Origin of the sequence: Limosilactobacillus portuensis (assembly GCF_014838735.1) — a bacterium.
In the GTDB taxonomy this organism is placed as follows: Bacteria; Bacillota; Bacilli; order Lactobacillales; family Lactobacillaceae; genus Limosilactobacillus; species Limosilactobacillus portuensis.
The window spans coordinates 73,133-95,834 of record NZ_JABUXQ010000003.1; the positions used below are offsets into that span (position 1 = coordinate 73,133).

The following is a 22,702-nucleotide window of genomic DNA, read 5'->3' on the forward strand; positions in this document are numbered from 1 at the left end:
TTGTCTATTGCATCGATAATGGATCCATGTTATTCTGTTAGGGTTGATTATCTATGTTTCAGGCAATGATTCATGGCAAAAGGAGCGTAATAAATTATGAAACAAGGAATTCATCCAGATTATCATCCAGTAGTATTCCAAGATGCATCTACTGGTTACAAGTTTCTCTCAGGTTCTACTGTAACCTCAAGCGAAACTATCAAGTGGGAAGACGGTAATGAATACCCATTAGTACGGGTTGAAGTTACTTCTGATTCACACCCATTCTACACTGGTAAGCAAAAGTTTACCCAAGCAGATGGTGCTGTGGACAAGTTCAACAAGAAGTACGGTCTCAAGTAAGACATACTTTATTTTTCAAAAAGGCGTTGGGAGTTCCCAACGTCTTTTTTTCTTTAAAATTACTAATAGGATTAACAAAAGTAACACAACGGTAGGTATAATAAAGCTAGTTTTTAAAAGGAATGATGACTAGATGATTCGTCGCTTAATAAAGATAATAATGAAGCTAAATAACTGCTCGTTTTTTCGGGTAGTTCGTCAGACTTTATCAATGCTATTTCCATTCGCATTACTTGGTTCGTTTTCACAGATGATATATCGAACTTTTCTTAGTCAAGATGGTCTATTCTATAATGTGGCTTACCTTGGTGTTTGGGTTCCAGAATGGATCATGACAAATCTACAAGCTGCTTTTATCGGAGTTAGTAAGATTACATTTAACCTGTTTGGGATTTTAGTTGCCTACGCTGCCGCAAAATATACTGCAAGAATCTACCATCGTGATTCGCAGCTAGCTGGGGCAACGGGAATTATTGTTATTTTAATTATCGCCTTTCGCTATGATCACGCACCGGTGGATCGAGCAATTGCCTTCAATTGGCGTCTTCTCGGAACGCAGAGTTTATTGATTGCCTTGATTGTGGGTTACGCGATTGGGCAAATCTATCACTGGTTAGGAATCGAACGTAATTTTCAGAAGACCAACCAAATTATCAGTGTTCGTGAACGGTCGCTTTATGCAATGAAGCCATTGGTAGCCTCCGTTGTATTAGCAATTATCTTTACTTATATTTTAAACTTTAGCTGGTTAAGTAAAGTATTACGGGGCGTTTATTCACAAATGGTAACAGTAGGGCACAACAATCAAGGGATTCTCCTGACGATTGCTGGAACTACTTTGGTAACAATTTTTGACTGGTTAGGTTTAGGGAACGTTGCTAACTCGGGTGCAATCTTAAGCGGTGGGCCGTTTGCTAGTAACCTGAGCTATGCTTTGCGGCATGGCTCCTCATGGAATGTTCCTTACCCGTTTTTCGGGGGTTCATTGTATAATTCATTCGCTAATTTTGGTGGCAACGGACTGTTACTTGCTCTTACAGTGGCCATTATTATTACTTCACGAAGCCAGGGACAACACCAAGTTGCTCGGTGGACACTGCTACCAACACTTTTTAATTCAGAATATGCAGCGATGATTGGCTTACCGATTATTATGAACCCGCTTTACCTCTTGCCGATTTTAATATTACCAGTTGTCAATATTTTAATTGCTGCGGGAGCAATTGCGATTCATTTAATCCCACCAACTCCATATCCTGTTCTGGTAGGGACGCCAGGGCCACTGATTAGCTTTGTTGCTAGTAATGGTAATTGGTGGGTACTGATTTTTACATTAGCGCTATTTGTCCTGGATGTGTGGTGTTTCGTTCCGTTTGTTAAAATTATTGATCACTTTGATAAAGAATTATACTTAGACTCTTTGGAGGTGGACTACTATGGTTAAAGGTGATGGAAGTCTCCGGAAAAAAAGTCGGCGCATCCTAATATCAATCATTATTGTTTTAGTCCTGATTGCCTTACCAACCTATTTTTGGATGAAGCATACTAACCGCTATTTAGCTCTTCAAGAAAAGTCACGAATGTCCCCGGTAATTATGGTTCCTGGTAGTTCTGCAACGAAGGAACGGTTTAATCAGTTGATTGAGCTATTGAATAAGGATACTGATAAAAAACATAGTGTTTTGAAATTGGAAGTATATAACAATGGCAAGATTAGTTACAATGGAACGATTGCCCGAAATGATAACGAACCATTTATTATTATTAGTTTTGAAAACAATAAGGACGGTCTTTCAAACATCAAAAAACAGGCAGCAATGCTAAACGATGCATTTGATGAATTGACTGACCAGTATTACTTTAATAACTTTAAGGCGTTTGTTCATTCAAATGGTGGATTAATCTGGACGTATTGGTTAGAACACTATTACGCTAACTATCAGGATAATATTAAAATTAAAAGTTTAATGACTCTCGGAACACCATATAACTTTGCTGAAAAGTCGATTCAAACGCCTACTCAAATGTTCACGGAATTAATAAAGTATCGTGATAAGCTGCCAAAAACGTTAAATGTCTTTTCCATTGCCGGGACGGAAAATTATGATTCTGATGGTTTGGTACCAGAAGAAAGTGTTCAAGCAGGAAAGTATATTTTTCAAAAACAAGTTGCTCATTATACGGCGATGACAGTAACCGGTGATGAGGCGCAACACTCTGATTTGCCCCAAAATAAACAAATCGTTAAGATGATTGAGGAGTACCTCCTTGATGGTCGAAATCCAAATAATCCGGTAAGTAGGAACGACGGAAGTAGGAAGAACAGTGATAATTAAAGTTTCTGTTCAAAAGATGGAAAACAGGTTATACTATGTCTATCTAATTGAACAAGAGGGATAAGTAGGATGAAACAACAAAAAAAATCACGGGGATGGCTGCGCTGGACCGCGGTAGTTATCTTGCTATTAATTGCGGTAGTTCTCATTTTTAACCAGCAAATTAAGTATTACTTAACTGAAAGTTATCGACCGCAGATCACTCGTCAAGCAATTAAAGAGAATCAAAGTAAGCAAAGCAGTGCTAACTACGACTATAGCAATGCACAGGATCTAAGCTTACAGACCGTTGCAAGGGCACGAGCAAAGAAACAACCAATTAACATTATTGGTGAGATTACTGTGCCAGCAATTGACATGACAATTCCGATTGCTAATGGTGTTGATAACACAACGTTAGCTTTAGCAGCCGGGACACTACGACCAAACATGAAGATGGGGGAAGGTAACTATGCGTTGGCTGGTCATAATATGGCTAACGGTAGTAAGGTTTTGTTCTCTCCCCTGTATTCTAAGTCTAAGGTTGGTCAAAAAGTGTACATTACTGACTTGAAGAACGTTTATGAATACAAAATTTATGAACGGAAGATTATCTCGCCTTCACAGGTTGAGGTAGTTAATAATACCAAGAATAAGATTATTACTCTGATTACTTGTGATGAAACCGGTGCTCGCCGATTAATGGTTCGCGGTAGCTTTGTTAAGAAGATGCCATTTAATGAAGCCCCTCAGCAAGTACAGCATAATTTTAGCAGTAAGTATACGACAGGAAGAAATTCATAAATAAAAAAGATGCATGACAAGAATCGTTAATGGCTTCTATCATGCATCCTTTTTATTTTTCGAGAACCTTGAGCTAATGACGGTTCTACTGCAATTTAGTCAAAACGTGCTCGCACTAACCTTCCTCGAGCTAACGTTCTATTGCAACTTAGTCAAGAACTGCTCGCCAGGAACTTGCTAGAGCTAACAACCTCCCTCCCGGATGCTTTCAGCATCCAGTCGGGAGAAATTGTTAGCTTTCCGCAAGTTCTCTGCTGGCTCGCACTCTATTTTTCAACCTTTTTTGCTTCATCCATTGCCTTCATTAATGAAGGGTTCTTTGAATGACAGTCCTTGATCATTTGGTAATCTTCTTCGTTTAATTCAACAACGTACTTTGTCATAATAATTGCCTCGCTTTCCATAAATCGTAACTATACTATACCACAAGAATCTAGCAATACTTGGCGGAAATTTACTGGGCTTTAATTTCATGACTTAGTTTCTTCAACCAGAACGGGAGGGCTTCAGCAAGGCTGTGGTAAGTGTCCTCAAAGCGGTGGGTATACCAAGGATCGGGAATTACTGTGCCTTCTTTTCCCGGAACAATGTCGTATACCTGGTAGATCTTATAACGATCGATCGCTGGGGCCATTCGCAAGAGGTTGCGTTTATTCATATCGTCCATGCAGACAATATAGTCAGCGGAGTCAAAGTCAGCTTTTGTGATGGGGCGGGAAACCAGGCCGCTGGGATCTAAGTGATGGTGACGCATTGTCTTTTGTGCACCAGGATGAGGAGAATTGCCTTCTTCTTCATTGCTAGTAGCTGCGGAATCAATTTCAATTTGGTCGCTTAAATGTTCTTGAGCAACCATTTGGCGGAACATTGCCTCTGCCATTGGAGAACGGCAGATATTGCCGAGACAGACAAAAATAATTTTCATTTTAACCACCTCATAGTTATCTTTCTTTCATCATACCGGATTTGCTAATTTTTTGCTAAATTGATGATTTAAGTATCGCTCTTAAATGATCAATTTGATATTATAATTGTTACTAAAAAATAATAGAGGAGGAAGAGAAATGGTAGCGACAATTGTTGTCATTGTAATTATTGTGTTACTAGTTGCTCTTTATGCTGGCCTGTACAACGGTCTAGTACAATTACGGACTCATGCTCAGGAGTCCTGGAGTCAAATTGATGTTCAGCTCCAACGACGGAATGACTTAATTCCTAACTTGGTTTCAACGGTTAAGGGGTACAGCAAATACGAAGCAAGCACCTTAGAAAAGGTTACCCAGTTACGGAGCCAATTAGAAAATGTTCCAGATGATGATCACGCACAAAAAATGGCGGTTTCTAATGAATTGACAGGAACATTACGCTCCTTATTTGCGGTTGCTGAAAATTATCCTGACTTGAAGGCTAGTACCCAGTATCAATCATTAATGGAAGAGTTAAGCAACACTGAAAATAAGATTGCTTATTCTCGTCAACTGTACAATTCAACTGTTGCTAACTTGGATGCTAAAATTCAATCATTTCCAAGTAACATTGTTGCCAAAATTCATCATTTTAAGCAGATGGATTACCTTCAAGTGCCAAAGGAAACAAAAGAAGTACCAAAGGTTTCATTTGATAATTAGGTGATGCCTAATGTTATACCAACAAATAGCTAAAAATAAGCGAAAAACAATTTTTGTTTTGGCCGGGTTCTTAATTCTTGTAGCACTAATTGGTGCGGCAATTGGTTACCTATTTGCGGGAACAGCAGTAGGGGGAATTATAATTGCCGGAGTTCTGGCAGTAATTTATATGTCGGTCATGGTTAGCCAATCAACCGATGTAGTAATGAACATGAATAATGCTCAGGAAGTTCATTCGGCACAGGAAGCGCCTGAACTTTGGCATGTCGTTGAAGATATGGCAATGGTTGCTCAAGTTCCGATGCCACGAGTATTTATCATTAATGATCCAAGCCCTAATGCGTTTGCTACGGGAAATGATCCCCAACACTCTGCAGTTGCCGCAACAACAGGTCTTCTCCAAATAATGAACCGGGAAGAATTAGAGGGCGTGATGGGACACGAAATGAGTCACGTGCGCAACTATGATATTCGACTTCAAACAATTGCGCTCGCCCTGTCAGCAGCGATTACGGCTTTAGTTAATTTTGCCGGTAATTTCTGGTGGTTTGGCGGTGGGCGGAGGTCGGATGACGACGATGATAGTGCGATTGGTATTTTTGCCATCATTGGTTCGATTTTGTTAATTATCTTGGCTCCGTTAGCTGCTTCGATTGCTCAAATGGCATTATCGCGTAATCGAGAGTATTTAGCTGATGCTGGGGCCGTGGAGTTAACACGGAATCCTCATGGCTTGATTAGCGCGTTACAAAAACTGCAAAATGCGCAACCGATGAAGAACGTTGCACCAAGTAGTTCATCACTCTATATTAGTGATCCAGAACTTAACCGCCGTCATAAACGATTTGCGCACCTCTTTGACACTCATCCGCCCCTAGAGGAACGGATTGCACGATTAGAGGAGATGTAGGTATTTAGGTTTTTATTCATACAAGTATCATGGCGACCTTATTCGGTTTGGGATAAGGTCGCTTTTTTGTAGCAAATCGAGATCTAAGTAGCTGACTCGTACTCTAATAGTGTGATATACTTAATAAGCTAGACTTAGATATAGGAGATAGAGGAGCTTTTCCATGAAAATGAAATTGGCCGAAATTGCGAAGGCAATCGGCGCAGAAAACAATATTGAACAATGGAAAGATGTTGAAATTACGAGTGTCGCCTTTGATAGTCGACAACTTGATTCAGGAGCATTATTTATTCCACTTCAAGGAGCCCAAGATGGCCACCAATATGTTGAGAGCGCTTTTGCAAACGGCGCAGTTGCAACTCTATGGGCAAGTGATCACGATGTAACAACGACAGAGGACCAACCAATTCTTGTCGTTGATGATCCGCTTGAATCATTACAACAATTAAGTAAGTACTACTTACATAAAATTAACCCAATCGTTGTTGCGGTTACTGGGAGTAATGGTAAGACAACTACTAAGGATATGACCGCTTCAATCCTCAGTACCCAGTTGAACGTTACAAAGACTCACGCGAACTTCAATAATGAGATTGGGGTACCGGTAACTCTTTTGAATATGGAATCCAGTACCGAGGTTGTTGTAGTTGAAATGGGGATGGATCGTCCTGGTCAGCTTGATTTCTTGAGTAAGTTAGTGTCCCCTGATTTCGCGGTAATAACAATGATTGGCGAGGCCCATATCGAATTCTTTGGGACACGGGACAAGATTGCTGATGCAAAGATGGAGATTGTTCATGGCTTAAAAGAAGATGGAACTTTCATTTTTAATGGTGATGAACCATTGCTTCAAGAACGCGCAGCTAATGTTGAACAACGCAAGGTTACATTTGGTCGCCAATTAACTGATGATTTCTACGCAACGAGTGTTAAACAGCACGAGACTTCAATCGACTTTAAGGTTAACGAATGGCCGGATGAGGAATTCACAATCCCAATGGTTGGTGAATACAATGTTAATAATGCATTAGCCGCAATTGCGGTTGGCAAACAGCTTCACATTACGCCAGCACACATCAAGAAAGCATTGAAGAATGTTGAACTAACTGAAAATCGTGCAGAGTGGGTTGACGGTGCTCAAGGGGAGAAAATTCTGAGTGACGTTTATAATTCCAACCCGACAGCTGCTAAGCAAGTCTTGAAGACGATTGAAGAATTGCCAACAGCTGGTAAGCGGATCGCTGTTTTGGGTGATATGCTTGAATTAGGGGATGCCTCAGCACGGCTTCATGCTAGTTTAGCCGCTAATATTGATCCTAAAAAGATCGAAGAAGTTTACCTTGTTGGTTCAGAGATGGAAAATCTTCGAAATGCCTTAGAAGAGCAGGACTACCCTGCTTCAGCAATTCACCATTATTCCACGACTGAATTGGACAAGCTAGTGGCAGATTTACAGGCAACGATTAATGCCGATGATCTCGTATTATTAAAGGCTAGCCACGGGATTCACTTAGAGAAAGTTTTAGCTGAATTAACAACAAAATAGATAGCAAGACCAGCCGACAGACAGAGCTTGTTTAGTCGGCTGGTAATTTTTAGGAGGAACATATTTGAAGTTTAGTGAATTAGGATTGTCAGATAGTTTATTAAAGGCAATCAAACGGAGTGGTTATGAAGAAGCAACACCGATTCAAGAACAAACCATTCCAATGGTATTAAAGGGACAAGACGTAATTGGTCAAGCACAGACAGGTACGGGGAAAACAGCTGCGTTTGGGTTGCCAATTATTGAACACGTTGATACGGATAACCCTAATATTCAAGCAATTATCATCTCGCCAACTCGGGAATTAGCGATCCAAACTCAAGAGGAACTATTCCGTTTAGGGAAAGATAAGCATGTTCGGGTGCAAGTTGTATACGGTGGGGCTGATATCCGTCGCCAAATCCGGAACTTAAAGCAACACCCGCAAATCCTTGTGGGGACGCCGGGACGACTCCGTGATCACCTGAACCGCCATACGGTAAAGCTAGACCACATCAAAACATTAGTGCTCGATGAAGCGGATGAAATGCTGAATATGGGATTTTTGGATGATATTGAAGCGATTATCAACCAAACACCTGCTGATCGGCAAACACTCTTATTCTCCGCCACAATGCCACCAGAAATTAAGAAGATCGGGGTTAAGTTTATGACTGACCCGACAATGGTGCGGATTAAAGCAAAGGAATTAACAACTGATTTAGTTGATCAATATTACGTTAAAGCTCGGGACTACGAAAAGTTTGATATTATGACTCGGCTGATTGATGTTCAGGATCCAGATCTTACCATTGTTTTTGGTCGGACTAAGCGCCGGGTTGATGAATTATCACGGGGGCTAATTGCTCGTGGCTATAATGCAGCTGGGATCCATGGTGATCTAAGTCAGGATCGCCGGACTAAGATCATGAAGCAATTCAAACGCGGTGAACTGGATATCCTTGTTGCAACCGATGTGGCAGCGCGGGGATTAGATATTTCCGGGGTAACCCACGTATACAACTACGATATTCCGTCAGATCCGGACAGCTATGTTCACCGAATTGGCCGGACTGGTCGTGCCGGACATCATGGTGTTTCTTTAACATTTGTTACACCAAATGAAATGGATTACCTGCGAGAAATCGAAAAATTAACCCGGGTTCGGATGCTCCCATTAAAGCCACCAACGGCTGAGGAAGCATTTAAGGGGCAAGTTGCCAGTGCTTTTAATGATATTGATGAGCTGATTTCTCAAGATTCCACGGAACGTTACCAAGAGTCTGCAGAGAAGTTATTAGCAACCCACGATGCCACCGATTTGGTTGCTGCATTACTGAATGAAATGACTAAGGAACCAGCTAGTGATGTGCCAGTTAAAATCACACCAGAACGGCCATTACCACGGCGGAATCACCGTAATGGGCGCTCAGGACATGGTTACCGTGGTCCACGTGAGCATCGCCATAACAACTATGGTAGTCATCGTCGCCATAACAACGGTGGTCGGAGTCGTTCCCGTCGTCACGATAATCATGGTAGTAATCATTCTAGTCGACATGCGTTTAATATCCGTCATCGGGAAGATTAGACTAGCTGAGATTTAAAATTTAAGGCAATTCAGAGATTTAGTTAAACTGATACCTCTGAATTGCTTTTTTTATTTAGGACTAATTGATAGTAAGTAAAGTTAATTGCTTATAAGTTACCAATAAGTTAAACTAATTGTGTAGTAATTTTGAAAAAATTTTTCGATTTACTAATCAGGAAAATGTTTATCAAAAGGAAATGAAATATAGGATAATCGATTGCTTTACGAAGAAAGTATAAATTAACTATTAGTTTATTGACTGATAGTATGATTAGTTAATCATAAGTAACTAATTTTGGAGTAAGTAATCGATTTTGTTGTAGTTAACAAAATTAGGGGAGGATATTCAATGGTATCAAAGAATAACCGGAAATTAATTGCAAGCAAGAATCGGAAGAACGAAAAGCAACGGTTTGGCTTACGAAAGTTAAATGTTGGTGTTGCTTCTGTCCTTTTAGGGGTAACTTTTAGTGTATATGGCGGTGGACAACTAGTCGCTCACGCTGATACTACTAATGCCGGCGATCAGGCAGCTGACACCCAGAAAACCAATGAGGGGGGTCATCCTTAGTTGATCAGAAGCAGGTTACTTTGACCGCTAAGACTGACCAAGCTACAACCGAATCATCAGCTAAGACAACAACACCTGCACAATCTGATGACCAAACAACTGCTCAAGCACAAACAAAGACTGAAGATCAAGCAAGTGTTGATGCGAAGACAGATGCTTCTGATGGTGCCAAGACTCAACTGAATGCCGACAAGCAGTCAGCTACTGAATCAAAGACCGACCAAGCTTCTGAAGATCAAGCAGCTAAGACAAATAACGATCAAGCTACTTCAGCAAAGAAGGTAGCAGCGGATGATAATGCTTCAACCACTTCTAAGGATCAATCAACCACGACTGATCAAACAGCTGTAAAGAATGAAGAAAACAATGATATTAAGGCGAACGATGCCAAGACTACTAATTTAAGTCTTACTAAGGGAAGCGTTCTTAAGGCTCAAGCAGCGAAGGCTTCCTTAGTGCAAACGAAAGCGGCTACTAACGATGAAAATACGATAACCGTTAATACTGCCCAAGAATTGATTGATGCAATTCAAAAGGGAACCGCAACGACAATTAATATTGGGAAGAATATTGATTTAGGTGAAAAGACTAGCAGCCAGTACACCAATACCAATATTTCTAATAAACGTAACATCATAATTCAATCTGCTGATGGTAAGCACTATACTGTAGACTTTAACGGTTATGGCTTTAACATGTACAGTAACGATTATGGAGTTACTTTCAAAGACTTAGATTTATATGGTAGAAGTTATTTCGGTATTGTTAGAAGTGCTGGATCATATACTTTTGATAATGTTAACTACACCGGGTCACAATTAATTTATACTGATTCTGGATATAACACGACAGTTAACTTTGATGGTAATGTTACTGCTCATTCAGTGGGTTCATATACCAGTCCGCTAAATAATAAGTCTCAAACCAGCCAGGGTGGTAATACTCAACAGGTAATTCAATTTGCTGCTGGAACAAATACGATTAACTTTAATTCTGGAAGTAATGTTACCTTAACCACTACTAACTCGAATGTTCTTGAAGTTGATAGGGGAACAACAACGATCAATGTTAAGAATGGTGCCCAAGTTTCCTTAAATCCACATACTCAAAATGGCCCAGAACAACTTAATGGGATGAGTATGGATAGTATTGCCCGTGGGATTGCTTCAAATGGTGATACTACTTTGAACATTGATCAGGGTGGTAACCTAGACATTAACTTGACAAAGAATACCGAAGATAAGTACCTTTCTGGAGCTCTTTACTTGAATTCTGGTGCAACGATTAATGTTAATGGTAATTTGAACATTAATTCTGATGGTACACCATATTACCGCTCTCAAGGCTGGGATGATCCGGTTTACATCAACGGTAATGCCACCATCAATGTTAATGGTGGTTCATTCAAGGCTAATGCTACTAACATGGGTGATTACAAGGGTTCAGTTGTTACTTCAAATGGAAATTCAACAATCGCTATTAGCCACCACGGTACTTTCAATGTAACTGGTGATGGCACCCAGGCTACTGGTGTATCACTTGGTAGTGGTAGTACCTTTACTTCAACTCAACCAGAATTATTTAATATTTCAATGCCAGATGGTGCCACTGCAATTAAGAACGGTAAAGTTCAATTTAAGGGTGTAAAGACCTCAGCTGATGGTCAGCCAATCGGTGAAATTGACATTACTTATGCTAGTGATGGTACGCCAACTGTTACTAAAGTTACTAGTTATGATGAAGCTACAACTACAGCAACTAGAACTGCTGGTAATAATGCTAAAAACAAGATTAATTTAGTTGCTGCTGGTGAAGAAGTTAACTTATCTAATGTAAGTTTTGTTAAGAATGCTGACGGAACTTACACCATGAGTGGTAATGCAAATACTGCTGATAATAAGGGCGCATATGTTTATGTATCAGTAAATGGCACAGTTCACCAAGTTGCTCCAACAGATTCACAAACTCTTTGGACAGCTGGAGAAACTGGAGATCCAACTTCTTCTCAAGTTCCTTACACTACTGAAACAGGGGGCAGATAGCAAGTTCACTGTTAACCTTGGTAAATTAAAGGACACTGACCAAGTTTCTGTATATGCTGCCAAGGACTTTGTAGCCAGTGATACGGATACTAAGACAGTTTCTGACTGGATGACTAGCTCTTACCGTGATCAATTGCAAAAGTTAGTTGATGAAGCTCCTACTGTTGAAGCAGATGCTAACTTTACTAATGCTGGTACAGAGCAAAAGGAAGCCTATACTACCGCTATTTCGAACGGTAACACACTTCTTCAAAATACAAGTGCTACTTCGGAACAACTTCAAGACACAATTAAAGCTATTAATAATGCTAAGAATGGCTTAAATGGTGATCTCAATAGTGCAAAGCAGGCTCTTCAGGATGCTGTTAATGAAGCACCAGCTATCGAAAAGACAGCAGCATACTACAATGCCGACTCTACTAAGCAAACAGCATATACTGATGCAATCACAGCTGGTAGTGATGCTCTAAAGGCATCAAACCCTACAGTAAAGAGTCTTACTGATGCATTAACTGCAATCAATACTGCCAAGTCTGCTTTAAATGGTCAGGCAACTAATAAGGCTGCTCTTGAAACAGCAGTTAAGAATTCTGATACTGTAAAGGCAAGTAATAACTACACTAACGCTGATGAAGCTCAAAAGACTGCTTACGACAATGCAGTTACTAATGCAAAGTCAGTCTTGGATAACACTGATGCAACCCAGGATCAAGTAGATCAAGCATTGCAAAAACTTGAGGAAGCAAACAGTAAGTTAAATGGTGATACCAAGACAGATGCCGCTAACAAGGCTGCTCTTGAAGCTGCTGTTAATGAAGCACCAACTGTACGAGAGACACCTGCTTTCTACAACGGCACTGATGAAGCTCAAGAAGCTTACAACAAAGCAATTACTGATGGTCAAGCAGTATTGGATAATACCAATGCAACAGCTGATCAAATCAAGGGTGCTTTAGATGCAATTACCACTACTAAAGGTAATTTGAAGGGTGAGGCAACCAATACTGATGCCCTTAATAAGGCTATAGCTACTGCTAATGACGCTAAACAAACTAGTGATTACACTGATGCTGATCAAGCTAAACAAGAAGCACTTACTAATGCAATCACCGCTGGTCAAAGTATTCTGACCAAGCCAAATGCTACTCAAGCAGAAGTAGATAATGCCGTAAAGACTATCAATGATGCTATTAGTGATTTGAACGGTACTACCAATCTTGAAACTGCAAAAACTGATGCAACTGCTGCAATTAATAATGAACTAAAAGATAAAACTACAGCAATTAATCAAGCAGCTAACATTGATCAAGATCAAAAGACTAGTTTGATTAATGAAGCAACTCAAGCAGCTAATAAGGCCAAAGATGATATTAAGAATGCAACGACTACTAGTGATGTAACTACTGCCAAGAATACAGGTATTGAAAATATCAACAAAGTTACTGTGCCAAGCTTAGACGTTGCCAAACAAGAAGCAACTAAGGCAGTAGATGATGCTCTTGCTAGTCAAAAAGAACTTATTAATCAGGCTAATAACCTTAGTGACACTGAAAAGCAATCTTTGATTAACAAGGCAACTACCGCAGCTAACACTGCCAAGGATAATATCAATAAAGCAACGACCAATGTAGACGTAGCCAAAGCAGGTCAAGACGGCGTTACTGAAATTGGAAAGGTTGTTCCAACTAGCTTAGCTGATGCAAAAGATGCAGCGAATAAAGCAATTGATGATGCTTTAACTAAGAAGTTAAATTCAATTGATGCTGCACAAAACTTAACCACTGATGAAAAGACTGAATTAACTAATAAAGCTAACACTGCCGCAAATGAGGCTAAAGACAAAGTTGCTCAAGCCACTACTAATGATGAAGCTGCTCAAGCAGGTCAAGTTGGTGCTGACGCGATCGATGCTATTCCAGTACCAACTGAATCAGCAGTAAAGCAGGAAGCAAAAGATGCTGTAGCAAAAGCCGCTGATGAAAAGAATCAAGTAATTGATGCTTCAAGCTTAACTGCTGAAGAAAAGGCTGCATTAAAGCAAGAAGTAACTAAGGCTCAAGATGATGCCAATGCTGCAATTGATAGTGCTAAGACTAATGAAGCAGTAAAGACCGCTCAAGAAGCAGGTGTTGGTAATATCAACAAGATTTCAGTCCCAGCTGACTCAGCAGTTAAAACTGCTGCAAAGGAAGCCGTAGCTCAAGAAGCCGCTAAAAAGAATCAAGCAATTGATGCTTCAAGCTTAACTGATGAAGAAAAAGCTGCATTGAAACAAAAGGTAACCAATGCACAAAATGCAGCGGATACTGCAATTGATAATGCTAAAACTAACACTGCAGTAACAAATGCTAAGAATACGGGAATTTCAAATATCCAAAATATCGAGATTCCAACTAAGTCAACTTCTAAGGAAAAAGCTACTGCTGATTTAACTAATGCTGTTGATGCAGCTAAGGCAGCAATCGATCAAGATACTAACTTAACTGAAGATGAAAGAAAAGCAGCTAAAGCTCAAGTAGATAGCGATGCTAGCGCTGCTCAAGAAGCAATCAATAAGGCTACTAGCAACGATGCTGTAACTTCTGCTGCAACTGCCGGTAAAGTTACCATCGACAAGACAGTAGCGAATGCTGCCATTGACAACGCTGCAGCTGGCAAGAACAAAGAAATTGCTAACTCTCCATTAACTACTGATGAGCAAAACAAGTTGCGTGATCAAGTAGCTAACGAAGTAAAGACTGCAAAGGACAACATTGCTAAAGCAACTACTGACTCAGCTGTAGCAACAGCCCAAGAAAAAGGTGTTGCCGCAATTAACGGTATCAAGGTCCCAACTAACTCAACAGCTAAGGATCAGGCTAAGAGTAACATTACTGATGCCGCTGACAAGGCTAAGCAAGCAATTGACCAGGACGACAATTTAACCGATGATCAAAAGCAAGCCGCTAAGGATCAAATTGATACTGATGCTAAGAACGCTCAAGATGCCATTGACAACGCTAAGACCGATGCTGATGTCAATAATGCCGCTGATAACGGTAAGCTTGCAATTGATAAGACAGTCGCCGATGCTGCAATCGATAATGCAGTGGCTGGTAAGATTAAGGACGTTAAGGCGCCATTAACTACTGATGAGCAAAAGACCTTGACTGATTTGATCAAGGAAACTGGTGAGAATGCTAAGCAAAATATTGCTAGTGCAACTACTCCAGCAGAGGTAACAACCGCTCAAGAAAATGGCGTTAAGGCTATTAACGACATTAAGATTCCAACTACTTCTTCTGTTAAGGACAATGCTACTGCTGCGATTGATAAAGCTCTTCAAAACAAGACTGATGAAATCAATAACGCTACTAACATTACCGCTCAAGAGAAGCAGGATCTGATTAAGCAGGCTACCGATGCTGCTAACACTGCTAAGGACAACATTAAGAATGCAACCAGCGATTCAGCTGTAATTACTGCTCAAACTAATGGTGAAAAAGCAATTGCTGATGTAACTATTCCTGGTTTGTCTGACATCAAGAAGGAAAGCACTGATTTAATTAATAAGACCTTAGATGAGAAGAAGACAGAGATTAATAATGCTTCCAACTTGTCAGATGATGAAAAGCAGCAATTAATTAATGACGCTACTAAGGCTGCAACCGATGCTATTAACAACATCAACAATGCTAAGACTAATGATGATGCCAAGAAGGCAGCTGATACCGGTGCTCAAGACATTGAAAACATTGCTATTCCTAGCCTTGACGATGCCAAGAAGAATGCTAACCAAGCAATTGATGATGCTTTGAATTCTAAAGTAAATGAAATCAATAATGCATCAAACTTGAATGATACTGAAAAGAAGAACTTGGTTGATCAAGCAACAGAAGCTGCAAACACTGCTAAAAGCAATGTTGAAAATGCAACCACTAATGCTGATGCACAAGATGCAGCAAATAAGGGTATTGAAAATATTAAAGGAATTACCTTTACTTCATTAGATGATGCCAAGAAAGCAGCTAACTCAGCAATTGATCATGCCTTACAAGTTAAGACTGATGAAATCAACAATGCTTCTAACTTGAGTGATCAAGAAAAGCAAGACTTGATTAACAAGGCAACCGATGCCGCAAATACTGCTAAGGACAACATCACCAAGGCAACCACTAACGATGCCGTAAATGATGCTCAAAACAAGGGTATTGAAGAGATTGCTAATGTTGCTGTTCCAAGCTTAGATCAAGCTAAACAAGATGCTATTAACGCAATTAAGCAAGTACAAGCAGCTAAGAATACACAAATTAGTGATGCTAAGAACTTAAGTGCAGATCAACAAAAGAGTTTAACTGATCAGGTAGATAAGATTGCTAATGATGCAATTGCTAAGATTAATGATCCAGCAACTACAACTAATGATGCAGTTGCTTCAACACGTGACGATGCAATTAAGCAAATCACTGATTTGTTTATCCCAACCTTAGATGGTGCTCAAAATGATGCTACTAATGCAATCGAAACTGCTAAGAACGCTAAGATTGATGAGATCAATAATGCTCAGAACTTATCTGACCAAGAGAAACAAGCTTTAACTGATCAGGTAAATAAGGCTACTGATGATGCTACTAAGGCAATCAAGGACGCTACAACTAATGATGCTGTTAAGAATGCTGAAACTAAGGGCTTGAATGATATTAACAACATCAAGGTTCCAAGTTTGGCTGAGAAGCAACAGGAAGCTAAGGATGCGGTTGCTAAGGCTGCCGAGGCCAAGAATAAAGTAATTGACAGCTCAGACTTAACTGGCGAAGAAAAGGCTGCCTTGAAGAAGCAAGTTAGTGACGCCCAAACAGCTGCTAACAAGGCGATTGATGATGCTTCAACTGATGCTGGGGTAACTAAGGCACAGAATGATGGTATTGATAACATCAACAAGATTACTATCTCAGAAACTTCAGATGCCAAGGCCAAAGCAACAACTGATCTTAAGGATGCTGTTGATAACGCTAAGAAGGCAATTGATCAAGATACTAACTTGACTAATGACCAAAAGCAAGCAGCTAAGGACGCAATTGATCAGGATGCTAAGACTGCTCAAGAAGCGATCAATAATGCTAATACTGACAGTGATGTTAAGAAGGCTACTGATAACGGTCAATTAGCAATTGACAAGGATGTTGCTAATGCAGCAATTGATAATGCTGCCGCTGGTAAGAAGGCTGAAATTGCTAAATCACCATTAACTGATGCTGAAAAGCAAGCCTTAGATCAGCAAGTTGACCAACAAGTACAAACAGCTAAGAGCAATATTGCTAAGGCTACGACTACTGATGAAGTAACTACGGCACAGAACAATGGTATTGATAACATTAATAATATTAAGATTCCATCAGTGCCAACTACTAATCTGACAGATGCTAAGAATGCTGCCAATACTGCCATTGACAACGCTGCCGCAGCCAAGAAGGATGCCATTAAGGCTGCTCAAGATGCTGGTACCATTACCGCTGATCAAGCTGCTGATTTAAATAAGCAAGTTGACCAGGTTGCTAATGAGGCTAAGCAAGCGATCAATAATGCAACAACAGCAAGCCAGGTTGAACAGGCACAAAATAATGGTGTTCAGAAGATTAACAACATTAATATTCCAAGCATCACTGATGCCAAGGATGCTGCTAAGGACGCAATTGATCAGGCTGCTAAGAATAAGGATGCTGAAATTGATGCAAGCAACTTAAGCGATCAGGAAAAGGCCGATTTGAAGAATGAGGTCAAGGTAATTGCTGACACCGCTAAGAAGAGCATTGATAGTGTTGATAATGCTGCTGAAGTAAACAATGCAATGAATGCCGGAATCGCAGCAATTAATAGTATTAAGGTTGCTACTAGTTCAGATAACCAAAATGGACAATCAGGCAACAACGGTAGTACCATTGATAATGGTTCAGGTGAAGCTACGAATAATAATGGTAGTCAAGCCGGTTCAGTAACTGGTGCTACAACAAGTCAATCAAATGGTGCAAAGGTTTCTGCTACTGGTCTAAATGGTAAGAATGCTGTTCGGATTAATGCTAATAAGCAAGCAGCTCAATTGCCACAGACTGGCAAACTAATACTAATCTTGGTGCAGTTGGCTTAGCAGCTGCTAGTCTAGCCGGTCTCTTCGGCTTTACCAAGTTAGGTAAGAAGAAGGAAGACTAGCAAGTTAGCTTAGTTAGCTACTTAAATCCAAAAGCGACTCGAGAGGAAAATCCTCTTGAGCCGCTTTTTTTGATCAAATAAAATCCCAGAATGAGATTAGCTCACTCTGAGATTTACTGAATATTACTTATTCAATTTTTGTTCCTTAAATTGGTTCAGGTTTTGTTGAGTAGGGATAAGGTTTGCCCAGGTCTTGGTCAAGAACTCATCGCTCATGTGATAGTGTGGTTGAGGTTGAGTCTGTTCAATGAACTTGCTTGTCGCACTATCAAATTTAACCCAGCCAGCATAACCAATGTGGATTGTATCTTCCATGAAGTAAGGTTTGTTACCGTCATGAGAAAGGTCAAGGATGTTGTTAAATCCTTGTTGTTGAAGCTGGAACTTAATCTTGTTAACGGTGCGATAGTACATTTGCATATCCATTCCAGTGTATGCTTCCCACTGACCGTTAACAGGAGGAATAACGAACATAACGTTTGTGTTGTTATTCTTGAATTGGTTGAGGACAACTTGTAAATCGCCATATTCTGGTGATTGGTTGTAGTTAAAGTGGCGTTGCGAACCCTTAAGCTTCTTCAAGTTAGGCTTAACCTTCTTAGTATAGAAGGAATTCTTAACGTGGAAGTCATTATTGTCAGTTTCCTTAGCAGCCTCATCAACTGCCATCTTGTGCAGTCGGTCTTCATTATACTTAGCCGGTAATTTGTGAATCTGTGGCTTAATGAAGTGGCTATAATTATTATCTAACTGGATTCCTGAAAATAATGCATCCTGGTGTTGTAACAGCGTCAACCGGAAACTTAAAATGGCTTTATCCCAACTGCTTAAAGGCTTTCCTTGAGCAATCTTAGCAGCGTCTTCAGCAACTGAACCATCATTACCAATCATTTGGATTAACCGCTTGGCAACGTACTGATCATATGGTGACTTTGGATTAGCTTTCTTTAACCAGGTTAAGTCAGCTAATTCACCGTTGTAGTACTTAAAAGCCGGGGGTAAAATTCCCTTTTTAACAAACCATTGTGGCGAAACAATATAAACGGCCTTTTTATCTCGCAACTGGCCCTCCATCGTAGTGATGTTAAAGAACTGGGGGAGTGATTGTGCTCCACGCTGTCCTAGAAGGAACGGGGTATAGTTATGATAACGTGCCGCCATAATTGATGGGTGGAAATTATCAAACCGCCGTAATTCACTTGAACCAAAAAACGGAACATAGCGGGTATTCTTATCAGAAAGTGCCTGTTGTTTCAACTTTTGGTTTTTGAAAACTACGGGACTAAGCGAGGAAGCAGCCCGTTGTTCAGTTTTAGCTGAATAGTGGCTACCTAAAGGCATTGTAAAAAGAATTAAAATCAGAACAAAGGCAAGAATAACTGGGCCAAAGATATACCACAGTCGCTTGCGGTTAGTCATTTTGGAGCTCCTTTACACGGTCAACCATCTTATCAACTGAACTCCATTGGCTCCGGTCAAATTCGGAAACAGGTACTTGAATATCGAATTGATCTTGAAGTGCTAGGAGCACGCTAACAGTAGCCATTGAGTCTAATAAACCATCTGCAAATAAGTCTTCGCTAGTATCACTGAAGTCACTTGCATCCCGACCAGTTGCGTCAGCTAAAATGTTAATAATATCGTCTTTCATTATAAAATCCTCCTAAATAAATCTCAATTACCCGAAGAAGTAAGTATTGAGGTAACCACTAAAGAGTAAGAACGTTAACATTACAAAGTTAAACGTTACAAAGATGGCAACACATTCTGTGAACTTGTTATGTGGCAGGTTCTTCAAGTGCTTACGCTTGTAACGCAGCCACCAATCATTAATAACAAGTGCCAGTCCGTGAAGGAATCCATATAGAATATAATACCATGTAATTCCGTGCCAGAATCCCATTGTCAGCATGTTTAACATGTATGCTGTTGCGGATAATGTATTCCGGTTCTTAAACCAGCGTTTTTTAGTTGCCATAAAGACAAACCGCATAAAGATATAATCACGGAACCAGAATGATAAACTGATGTGCCACCGGTTCCAGAATTCCTTGATATTCTTAGATTTGAATGGTTGCTTAAAGTTCATTGGGGTCTTAACACCCATAAAGTAACTAATCGCAACCGCAAAGAGTGAATATCCAGCAAAATCAAAGAACAGGTAGAACCCATAAGTGTACATTACACCGAGCATGTTCCACGAAAATAATCCATCGCCCATGGCCGCCTGTTCAAAGTGTGGATAGAAGCGTTGGCCAAAGAAGTAGGCGATGACAAACTTGTAAAGAAAACCGAGGAATAGGTAATAGATCCCCTTTTCAACAAGTTTGAGGTAATCGGAACGTTCAGGCGTTTTTTGATAATCCTTAGAGAAACGCCGGTAACGGTCGATTGGTCCAGAAGTAATGGTTGGCATGAAGAGCATGAAGCGAATAAAATGCCAAGGTGTGATTTCCTTTACCATCCCATCACGAGTTTCGATGATTGTCCCAACCGCTCTGAAGGTAAGGTAACTAATCCCTAAGAAACCAAGAAGCGAGTTATGACCGACCATTGCCGGAGATAACTTAACGACAATGATTGGGATCAAAGAAAGAAATGAGAAGAGGTAAAAGATACCGGTAGAATTATTAGTTTTTCTGTAATGGTGGTAGTACATTACCAAAATGGTTTGGTAAATAACGTACGCAATTAGGAAAAAGAGCTGTTGCCAACTAGCACCATCAAACATCAGGAAAATGAAGATGAAGCTAATTAGCGCTTCGTACCACTGGAAACGTTTGCCGAAGTAAAGTCCAATGCCTAGGGGAAGCAGGGCAAGTAGTAAGTAAATAAAATAAACTGGTGTCCCGTAGGCAGTGAAATTCGGCAAACTTGCGAGCCAATTAATCATTGGTTAGCCTCTTTGATTAGTTGTTTAACTGCAATCTTGCCATTTGCAGACATTGGGAATGAATCCCGATAGATGAATTGGGTTGGCATCATGTAAGGCATGATCAAACCATTAAGACTTTCCCGAATTTCCTTAGTTAGTTGCTCCTGATCCTCAACCTCTTCCTTAGGAATAACGTAAGCAATGAGGTGGGCAACTTGACCATTCTTGTTGTACTTTGGAGCGGCAACGGCTTGTTTAATGAGCGGACTCTTTTCAAGGCTAGCCCGTACTTCATCAAGTTCAACCCGGAAACCATGGAGCTTGATTTGGAAGTCCATCCGCCCTTTATGATGAAGGAGACCATCTGCATCAAGAGTTCCGGCATCACCAGTCCGGTAAGCAGGCACACCGTTAATCTTAAAGAAGGCCTTAGCAGTCTTCTCAGGGTTGTTCATGTAGCCACGCGCAACACTGTTACCACTGATGATGATTTCACCTTGTTGGCCTGGCTCAGTTAGTTGCTTGTCACCATCCCAGATTGAAAGTCCAACACCTGGCTTAGCGTAACCAACTGGGAGCCGGTCATTATTAGCGATGATTTCTGGGGTGATTTCAATTCCAGAGATTGCGACCGTTGTTTCAGTTGGCCCGTAAGTGTTAAAAATTCGGGCATGAGGGAAGCGTTGGTGAAGGGCTTTAGCTGTCTTAACGGTAAGCTCTTCGCCACAGAACATGAAGATGCTTAAACTTGGCATTTTTTCTTCATTAAATGCAGGGCTAAGCATTAACATATCAGCAAATGATGGTGTACCGACAAAGACGTTGAGGCCCAGAGTTGGCAATGCGGTAAACATTTGGCCGAAGTTCTCCACCACTGAGTGCGGAAGAGCTTTGATGGTTCCACCGTTTAATAGTGCCGGCAACCAGTACATATTAGATAAGTCAAATGAGTATGGCGGTTGGCCAAGGAAGTTAGCGTGTTCAGGAATATTGAAATCTGAATCAAGAACCCAATCGACGAAGGTCTTGAAATTATCATGGCTAACTTCAACCCCTTTAGGTGAACCAGTCGTTCCAGAAGTAAAGAGAACGTAGGCCAGTTCATCCCCAGAAACGGGATCAGTAGGGGTAAACTCTTGGTGATCCGCTAAAACATTAGTTAGTTGTTCATTAGAAATTACTCGAGCATCGAAATTGAGATTATCACTTGGAAAATCATCAACAGCGATAATTAATTCTGGCTTAGCAGTATCGAGAATTGATTGAATCCGTGGAATCGCGGAATCAGTTGAGACGGGAATATATGGATGGCCCGCCTTTAATGCTGCTAAGAAACTGGTAATCATCTCGACTTGGTGATCACCGAATACGAGGATTGGACTTTGACGGGTCATATTTTGCTTAGTAAGCCAAGCAGCTAAACTGTCTGAATTGGCTTTTAATTCACCATAGCTTGTCTGCTTTCCCATTTCGTCATAAGCAACCCGCGTTGAATTATCCTTGGCAATTTGGTCAAAGACAGTAACGATATTTGTATTCAATTCTATTTCCTCCACATTAGAATTCATTGTAAATGAACGGTTCTTGACCTGCTCCATAATAACCATAAAGGTAAATCAGCAGGAGAATAACGATAAAGTAGAATACCGTTTTTAAGATGAATATTAGTGCAGGATGATTCTTAATACTTTTACTAAAGATTACGAATCGCTCCTTTCGCTCATAAAAGCTAATATACCATAACGAGTTTAGCGCGCCATAGTAAGTTAGTTAATTGTTCCAGCAAAAATTTAAGATATTCGTAATTAAATTTTTACACCTATTTATTATAGATAATTTGCGGTAAGGTTCAAAGTAAAATAATGTAATCTTGCGAATTATTATTTATTTATGCGAAAATAAGAGTTCAAGTA

At 40.3% G+C, this 22,702-nt stretch carries 17 protein-coding genes; 11 read left to right on the top strand and 6 right to left on the bottom strand.

The window, feature by feature from the left end; translation table 11 throughout:
- Window positions 1–96 precede the first annotated feature (96 nt).
- The 4 genes from HUK49_RS01650 to HUK49_RS01665 all read left to right on the top strand — a co-directional run bounded on the left by HUK49_RS01650 (window position 97) and on the right by HUK49_RS01665 (window position 3,461).
- Window positions 97–342, top strand: coding sequence for a type B 50S ribosomal protein L31 (locus HUK49_RS01650; protein WP_003717829.1), 246 nt, complete (start codon window positions 97–99; stop codon window positions 340–342).
- Between the two features lie 133 nt (window positions 343–475).
- Complete coding sequence (locus HUK49_RS01655) at window positions 476–1,786, top strand: PTS transporter subunit EIIC (RefSeq protein ID WP_191912413.1); 1,311 nt, start codon at window positions 476–478, stop codon at window positions 1,784–1,786.
- On the top strand, window positions 1,779–2,678 hold the full coding sequence (locus HUK49_RS01660) for an alpha/beta hydrolase (RefSeq protein ID WP_191912414.1): 900 nt from the start codon (window positions 1,779–1,781) through the stop codon (window positions 2,676–2,678). Before HUK49_RS01655 ends, HUK49_RS01660 begins: the two co-directional genes overlap by 8 nt.
- 69 nt (window positions 2,679–2,747) lie before the next feature.
- Window positions 2,748–3,461, top strand: a complete 714-nt coding sequence (locus HUK49_RS01665) for a class A sortase (protein ID WP_191912415.1) — start codon at window positions 2,748–2,750, stop codon at window positions 3,459–3,461.
- A gap of 454 nt (window positions 3,462–3,915) precedes the next feature.
- On the opposite strand, the gene HUK49_RS01670 is transcribed toward HUK49_RS01665, so the two are convergent.
- Window positions 3,916–4,386 (bottom strand): low molecular weight protein-tyrosine-phosphatase, encoded by a 471-nt coding sequence (locus HUK49_RS01670; protein ID WP_191912416.1) that lies wholly within the window; start codon window positions 4,384–4,386, stop codon window positions 3,916–3,918.
- A 139-nt stretch (window positions 4,387–4,525) separates the two neighbouring features.
- On the opposite strand from HUK49_RS01670, the gene HUK49_RS01675 reads away from it, so the two are divergent.
- The 7 genes from HUK49_RS01675 (at window position 4,526) to HUK49_RS01705 (ending at window position 17,852) form a co-directional block, all read left to right on the top strand.
- On the top strand, window positions 4,526–5,089 hold the full coding sequence (locus HUK49_RS01675) for a LemA family protein (RefSeq protein ID WP_102168293.1): 564 nt from the start codon (window positions 4,526–4,528) through the stop codon (window positions 5,087–5,089).
- 10 nt (window positions 5,090–5,099) lie between these two features.
- Entirely contained in the window at window positions 5,100–5,999 is a 900-nt protein-coding gene (gene htpX, locus HUK49_RS01680) for a zinc metalloprotease HtpX (RefSeq protein ID WP_191912417.1), read from the top strand.
- A gap of 163 nt (window positions 6,000–6,162) precedes the next feature.
- Window positions 6,163–7,545 (top strand): UDP-N-acetylmuramoyl-tripeptide--D-alanyl-D-alanine ligase, encoded by a 1,383-nt coding sequence (locus HUK49_RS01685; protein WP_191912418.1) that lies wholly within the window; start codon window positions 6,163–6,165, stop codon window positions 7,543–7,545.
- A 64-nt stretch (window positions 7,546–7,609) separates the two neighbouring features.
- Window positions 7,610–9,115, top strand: a complete 1,506-nt coding sequence (locus HUK49_RS01690; protein ID WP_191912419.1) for a DEAD/DEAH box helicase — start codon at window positions 7,610–7,612, stop codon at window positions 9,113–9,115.
- Between the two features lie 349 nt (window positions 9,116–9,464).
- Window positions 9,465–9,686 (top strand): YSIRK-type signal peptide-containing protein, encoded by a 222-nt coding sequence (locus HUK49_RS01695; protein ID WP_191912420.1) that lies wholly within the window; start codon window positions 9,465–9,467, stop codon window positions 9,684–9,686.
- A gap of 20 nt (window positions 9,687–9,706) precedes the next feature.
- Window positions 9,707–11,728, top strand: coding sequence for a pectate lyase-like adhesive domain-containing protein (locus HUK49_RS01700; protein ID WP_191912421.1), 2,022 nt, complete (start codon window positions 9,707–9,709; stop codon window positions 11,726–11,728).
- Window positions 11,613–17,852, top strand: a complete 6,240-nt coding sequence (locus HUK49_RS01705; RefSeq protein WP_235980913.1) for a DUF1542 domain-containing protein — start codon at window positions 11,613–11,615, stop codon at window positions 17,850–17,852. Before HUK49_RS01700 ends, HUK49_RS01705 begins: the two co-directional genes overlap by 116 nt.
- Window positions 17,853–18,037: 185 nt before the next feature.
- Here HUK49_RS01705 and dltD read toward each other — a convergent pair whose 3' ends face one another.
- Genes dltD through HUK49_RS01730 form a run of 5 tightly spaced genes read right to left on the bottom strand, consistent with a single transcriptional unit; the run spans window position 18,038 to window position 22,490 of the window.
- Window positions 18,038–19,333, bottom strand: coding sequence for a D-alanyl-lipoteichoic acid biosynthesis protein DltD (gene dltD, locus HUK49_RS01710; protein ID WP_191912422.1), 1,296 nt, complete (start codon window positions 19,331–19,333; stop codon window positions 18,038–18,040).
- Window positions 19,326–19,565: a D-alanine--poly(phosphoribitol) ligase subunit DltC gene (gene dltC, locus HUK49_RS01715; RefSeq protein WP_003717840.1), complete on the bottom strand. Its 240-nt coding sequence runs from the start codon at window positions 19,563–19,565 to the stop codon at window positions 19,326–19,328. Before dltC ends, dltD begins: the two co-directional genes overlap by 8 nt.
- Before the next feature lie 27 nt (window positions 19,566–19,592).
- Window positions 19,593–20,807 carry a D-alanyl-lipoteichoic acid biosynthesis protein DltB gene (gene dltB / locus HUK49_RS01720; RefSeq protein WP_191912423.1) on the bottom strand — a complete coding sequence of 405 codons (1,215 nt, stop codon included), beginning with the start codon at window positions 20,805–20,807 and terminating at the stop codon, window positions 19,593–19,595.
- Complete coding sequence (dltA, locus tag HUK49_RS01725; RefSeq protein WP_191912424.1) at window positions 20,804–22,330, bottom strand: D-alanine--poly(phosphoribitol) ligase subunit DltA; 1,527 nt, start codon at window positions 22,328–22,330, stop codon at window positions 20,804–20,806. The genes dltB and dltA overlap by 4 nt, the downstream gene beginning before the upstream one ends.
- Before the next feature lie 16 nt (window positions 22,331–22,346).
- The gene (locus HUK49_RS01730) at window positions 22,347–22,490 is read right to left on the bottom strand and encodes a teichoic acid D-Ala incorporation-associated protein DltX (RefSeq protein WP_102168321.1); all 144 of its coding nucleotides are present in this window, start codon (window positions 22,488–22,490) and stop codon (window positions 22,347–22,349) included.
- Window positions 22,491–22,702 lie beyond the last annotated feature (212 nt).

What these genes read in the sequence shown, in the direction of transcription:
- HUK49_RS01650 (WP_003717829.1), top strand. Translation starts at nt 97, where the DNA reads ATGAAACAAGGAATTCATCCAGATTATCATCCAGTAGTATTCCAAGAT.
- HUK49_RS01655 (WP_191912413.1), top strand. Translation starts at nt 476, where the DNA reads ATGATTCGTCGCTTAATAAAGATAATAATGAAGCTAAATAACTGCTCG.
- HUK49_RS01660 (WP_191912414.1), top strand. Translation starts at nt 1,779, where the DNA reads ATGGTTAAAGGTGATGGAAGTCTCCGGAAAAAAAGTCGGCGCATCCTA.
- HUK49_RS01665 (WP_191912415.1), top strand. Translation starts at nt 2,748, where the DNA reads ATGAAACAACAAAAAAAATCACGGGGATGGCTGCGCTGGACCGCGGTA.
- HUK49_RS01670 (WP_191912416.1), bottom strand. Translation starts at nt 4,386, where the DNA reads ATGAAAATTATTTTTGTCTGTCTCGGCAATATCTGCCGTTCTCCAATG.
- HUK49_RS01675 (WP_102168293.1), top strand. Translation starts at nt 4,526, where the DNA reads ATGGTAGCGACAATTGTTGTCATTGTAATTATTGTGTTACTAGTTGCT.
- htpX (WP_191912417.1), top strand. Translation starts at nt 5,100, where the DNA reads ATGTTATACCAACAAATAGCTAAAAATAAGCGAAAAACAATTTTTGTT.
- HUK49_RS01685 (WP_191912418.1), top strand. Translation starts at nt 6,163, where the DNA reads ATGAAAATGAAATTGGCCGAAATTGCGAAGGCAATCGGCGCAGAAAAC.
- HUK49_RS01695 (WP_191912420.1), top strand. Translation starts at nt 9,465, where the DNA reads ATGGTATCAAAGAATAACCGGAAATTAATTGCAAGCAAGAATCGGAAG.
- HUK49_RS01705 (WP_235980913.1), top strand. Translation starts at nt 11,613, where the DNA reads ATGGCACAGTTCACCAAGTTGCTCCAACAGATTCACAAACTCTTTGGA.
- dltD (WP_191912422.1), bottom strand. Translation starts at nt 19,333, where the DNA reads ATGACTAACCGCAAGCGACTGTGGTATATCTTTGGCCCAGTTATTCTT.
- dltC (WP_003717840.1), bottom strand. Translation starts at nt 19,565, where the DNA reads ATGAAAGACGATATTATTAACATTTTAGCTGACGCAACTGGTCGGGAT.
- dltB (WP_191912423.1), bottom strand. Translation starts at nt 20,807, where the DNA reads ATGATTAATTGGCTCGCAAGTTTGCCGAATTTCACTGCCTACGGGACA.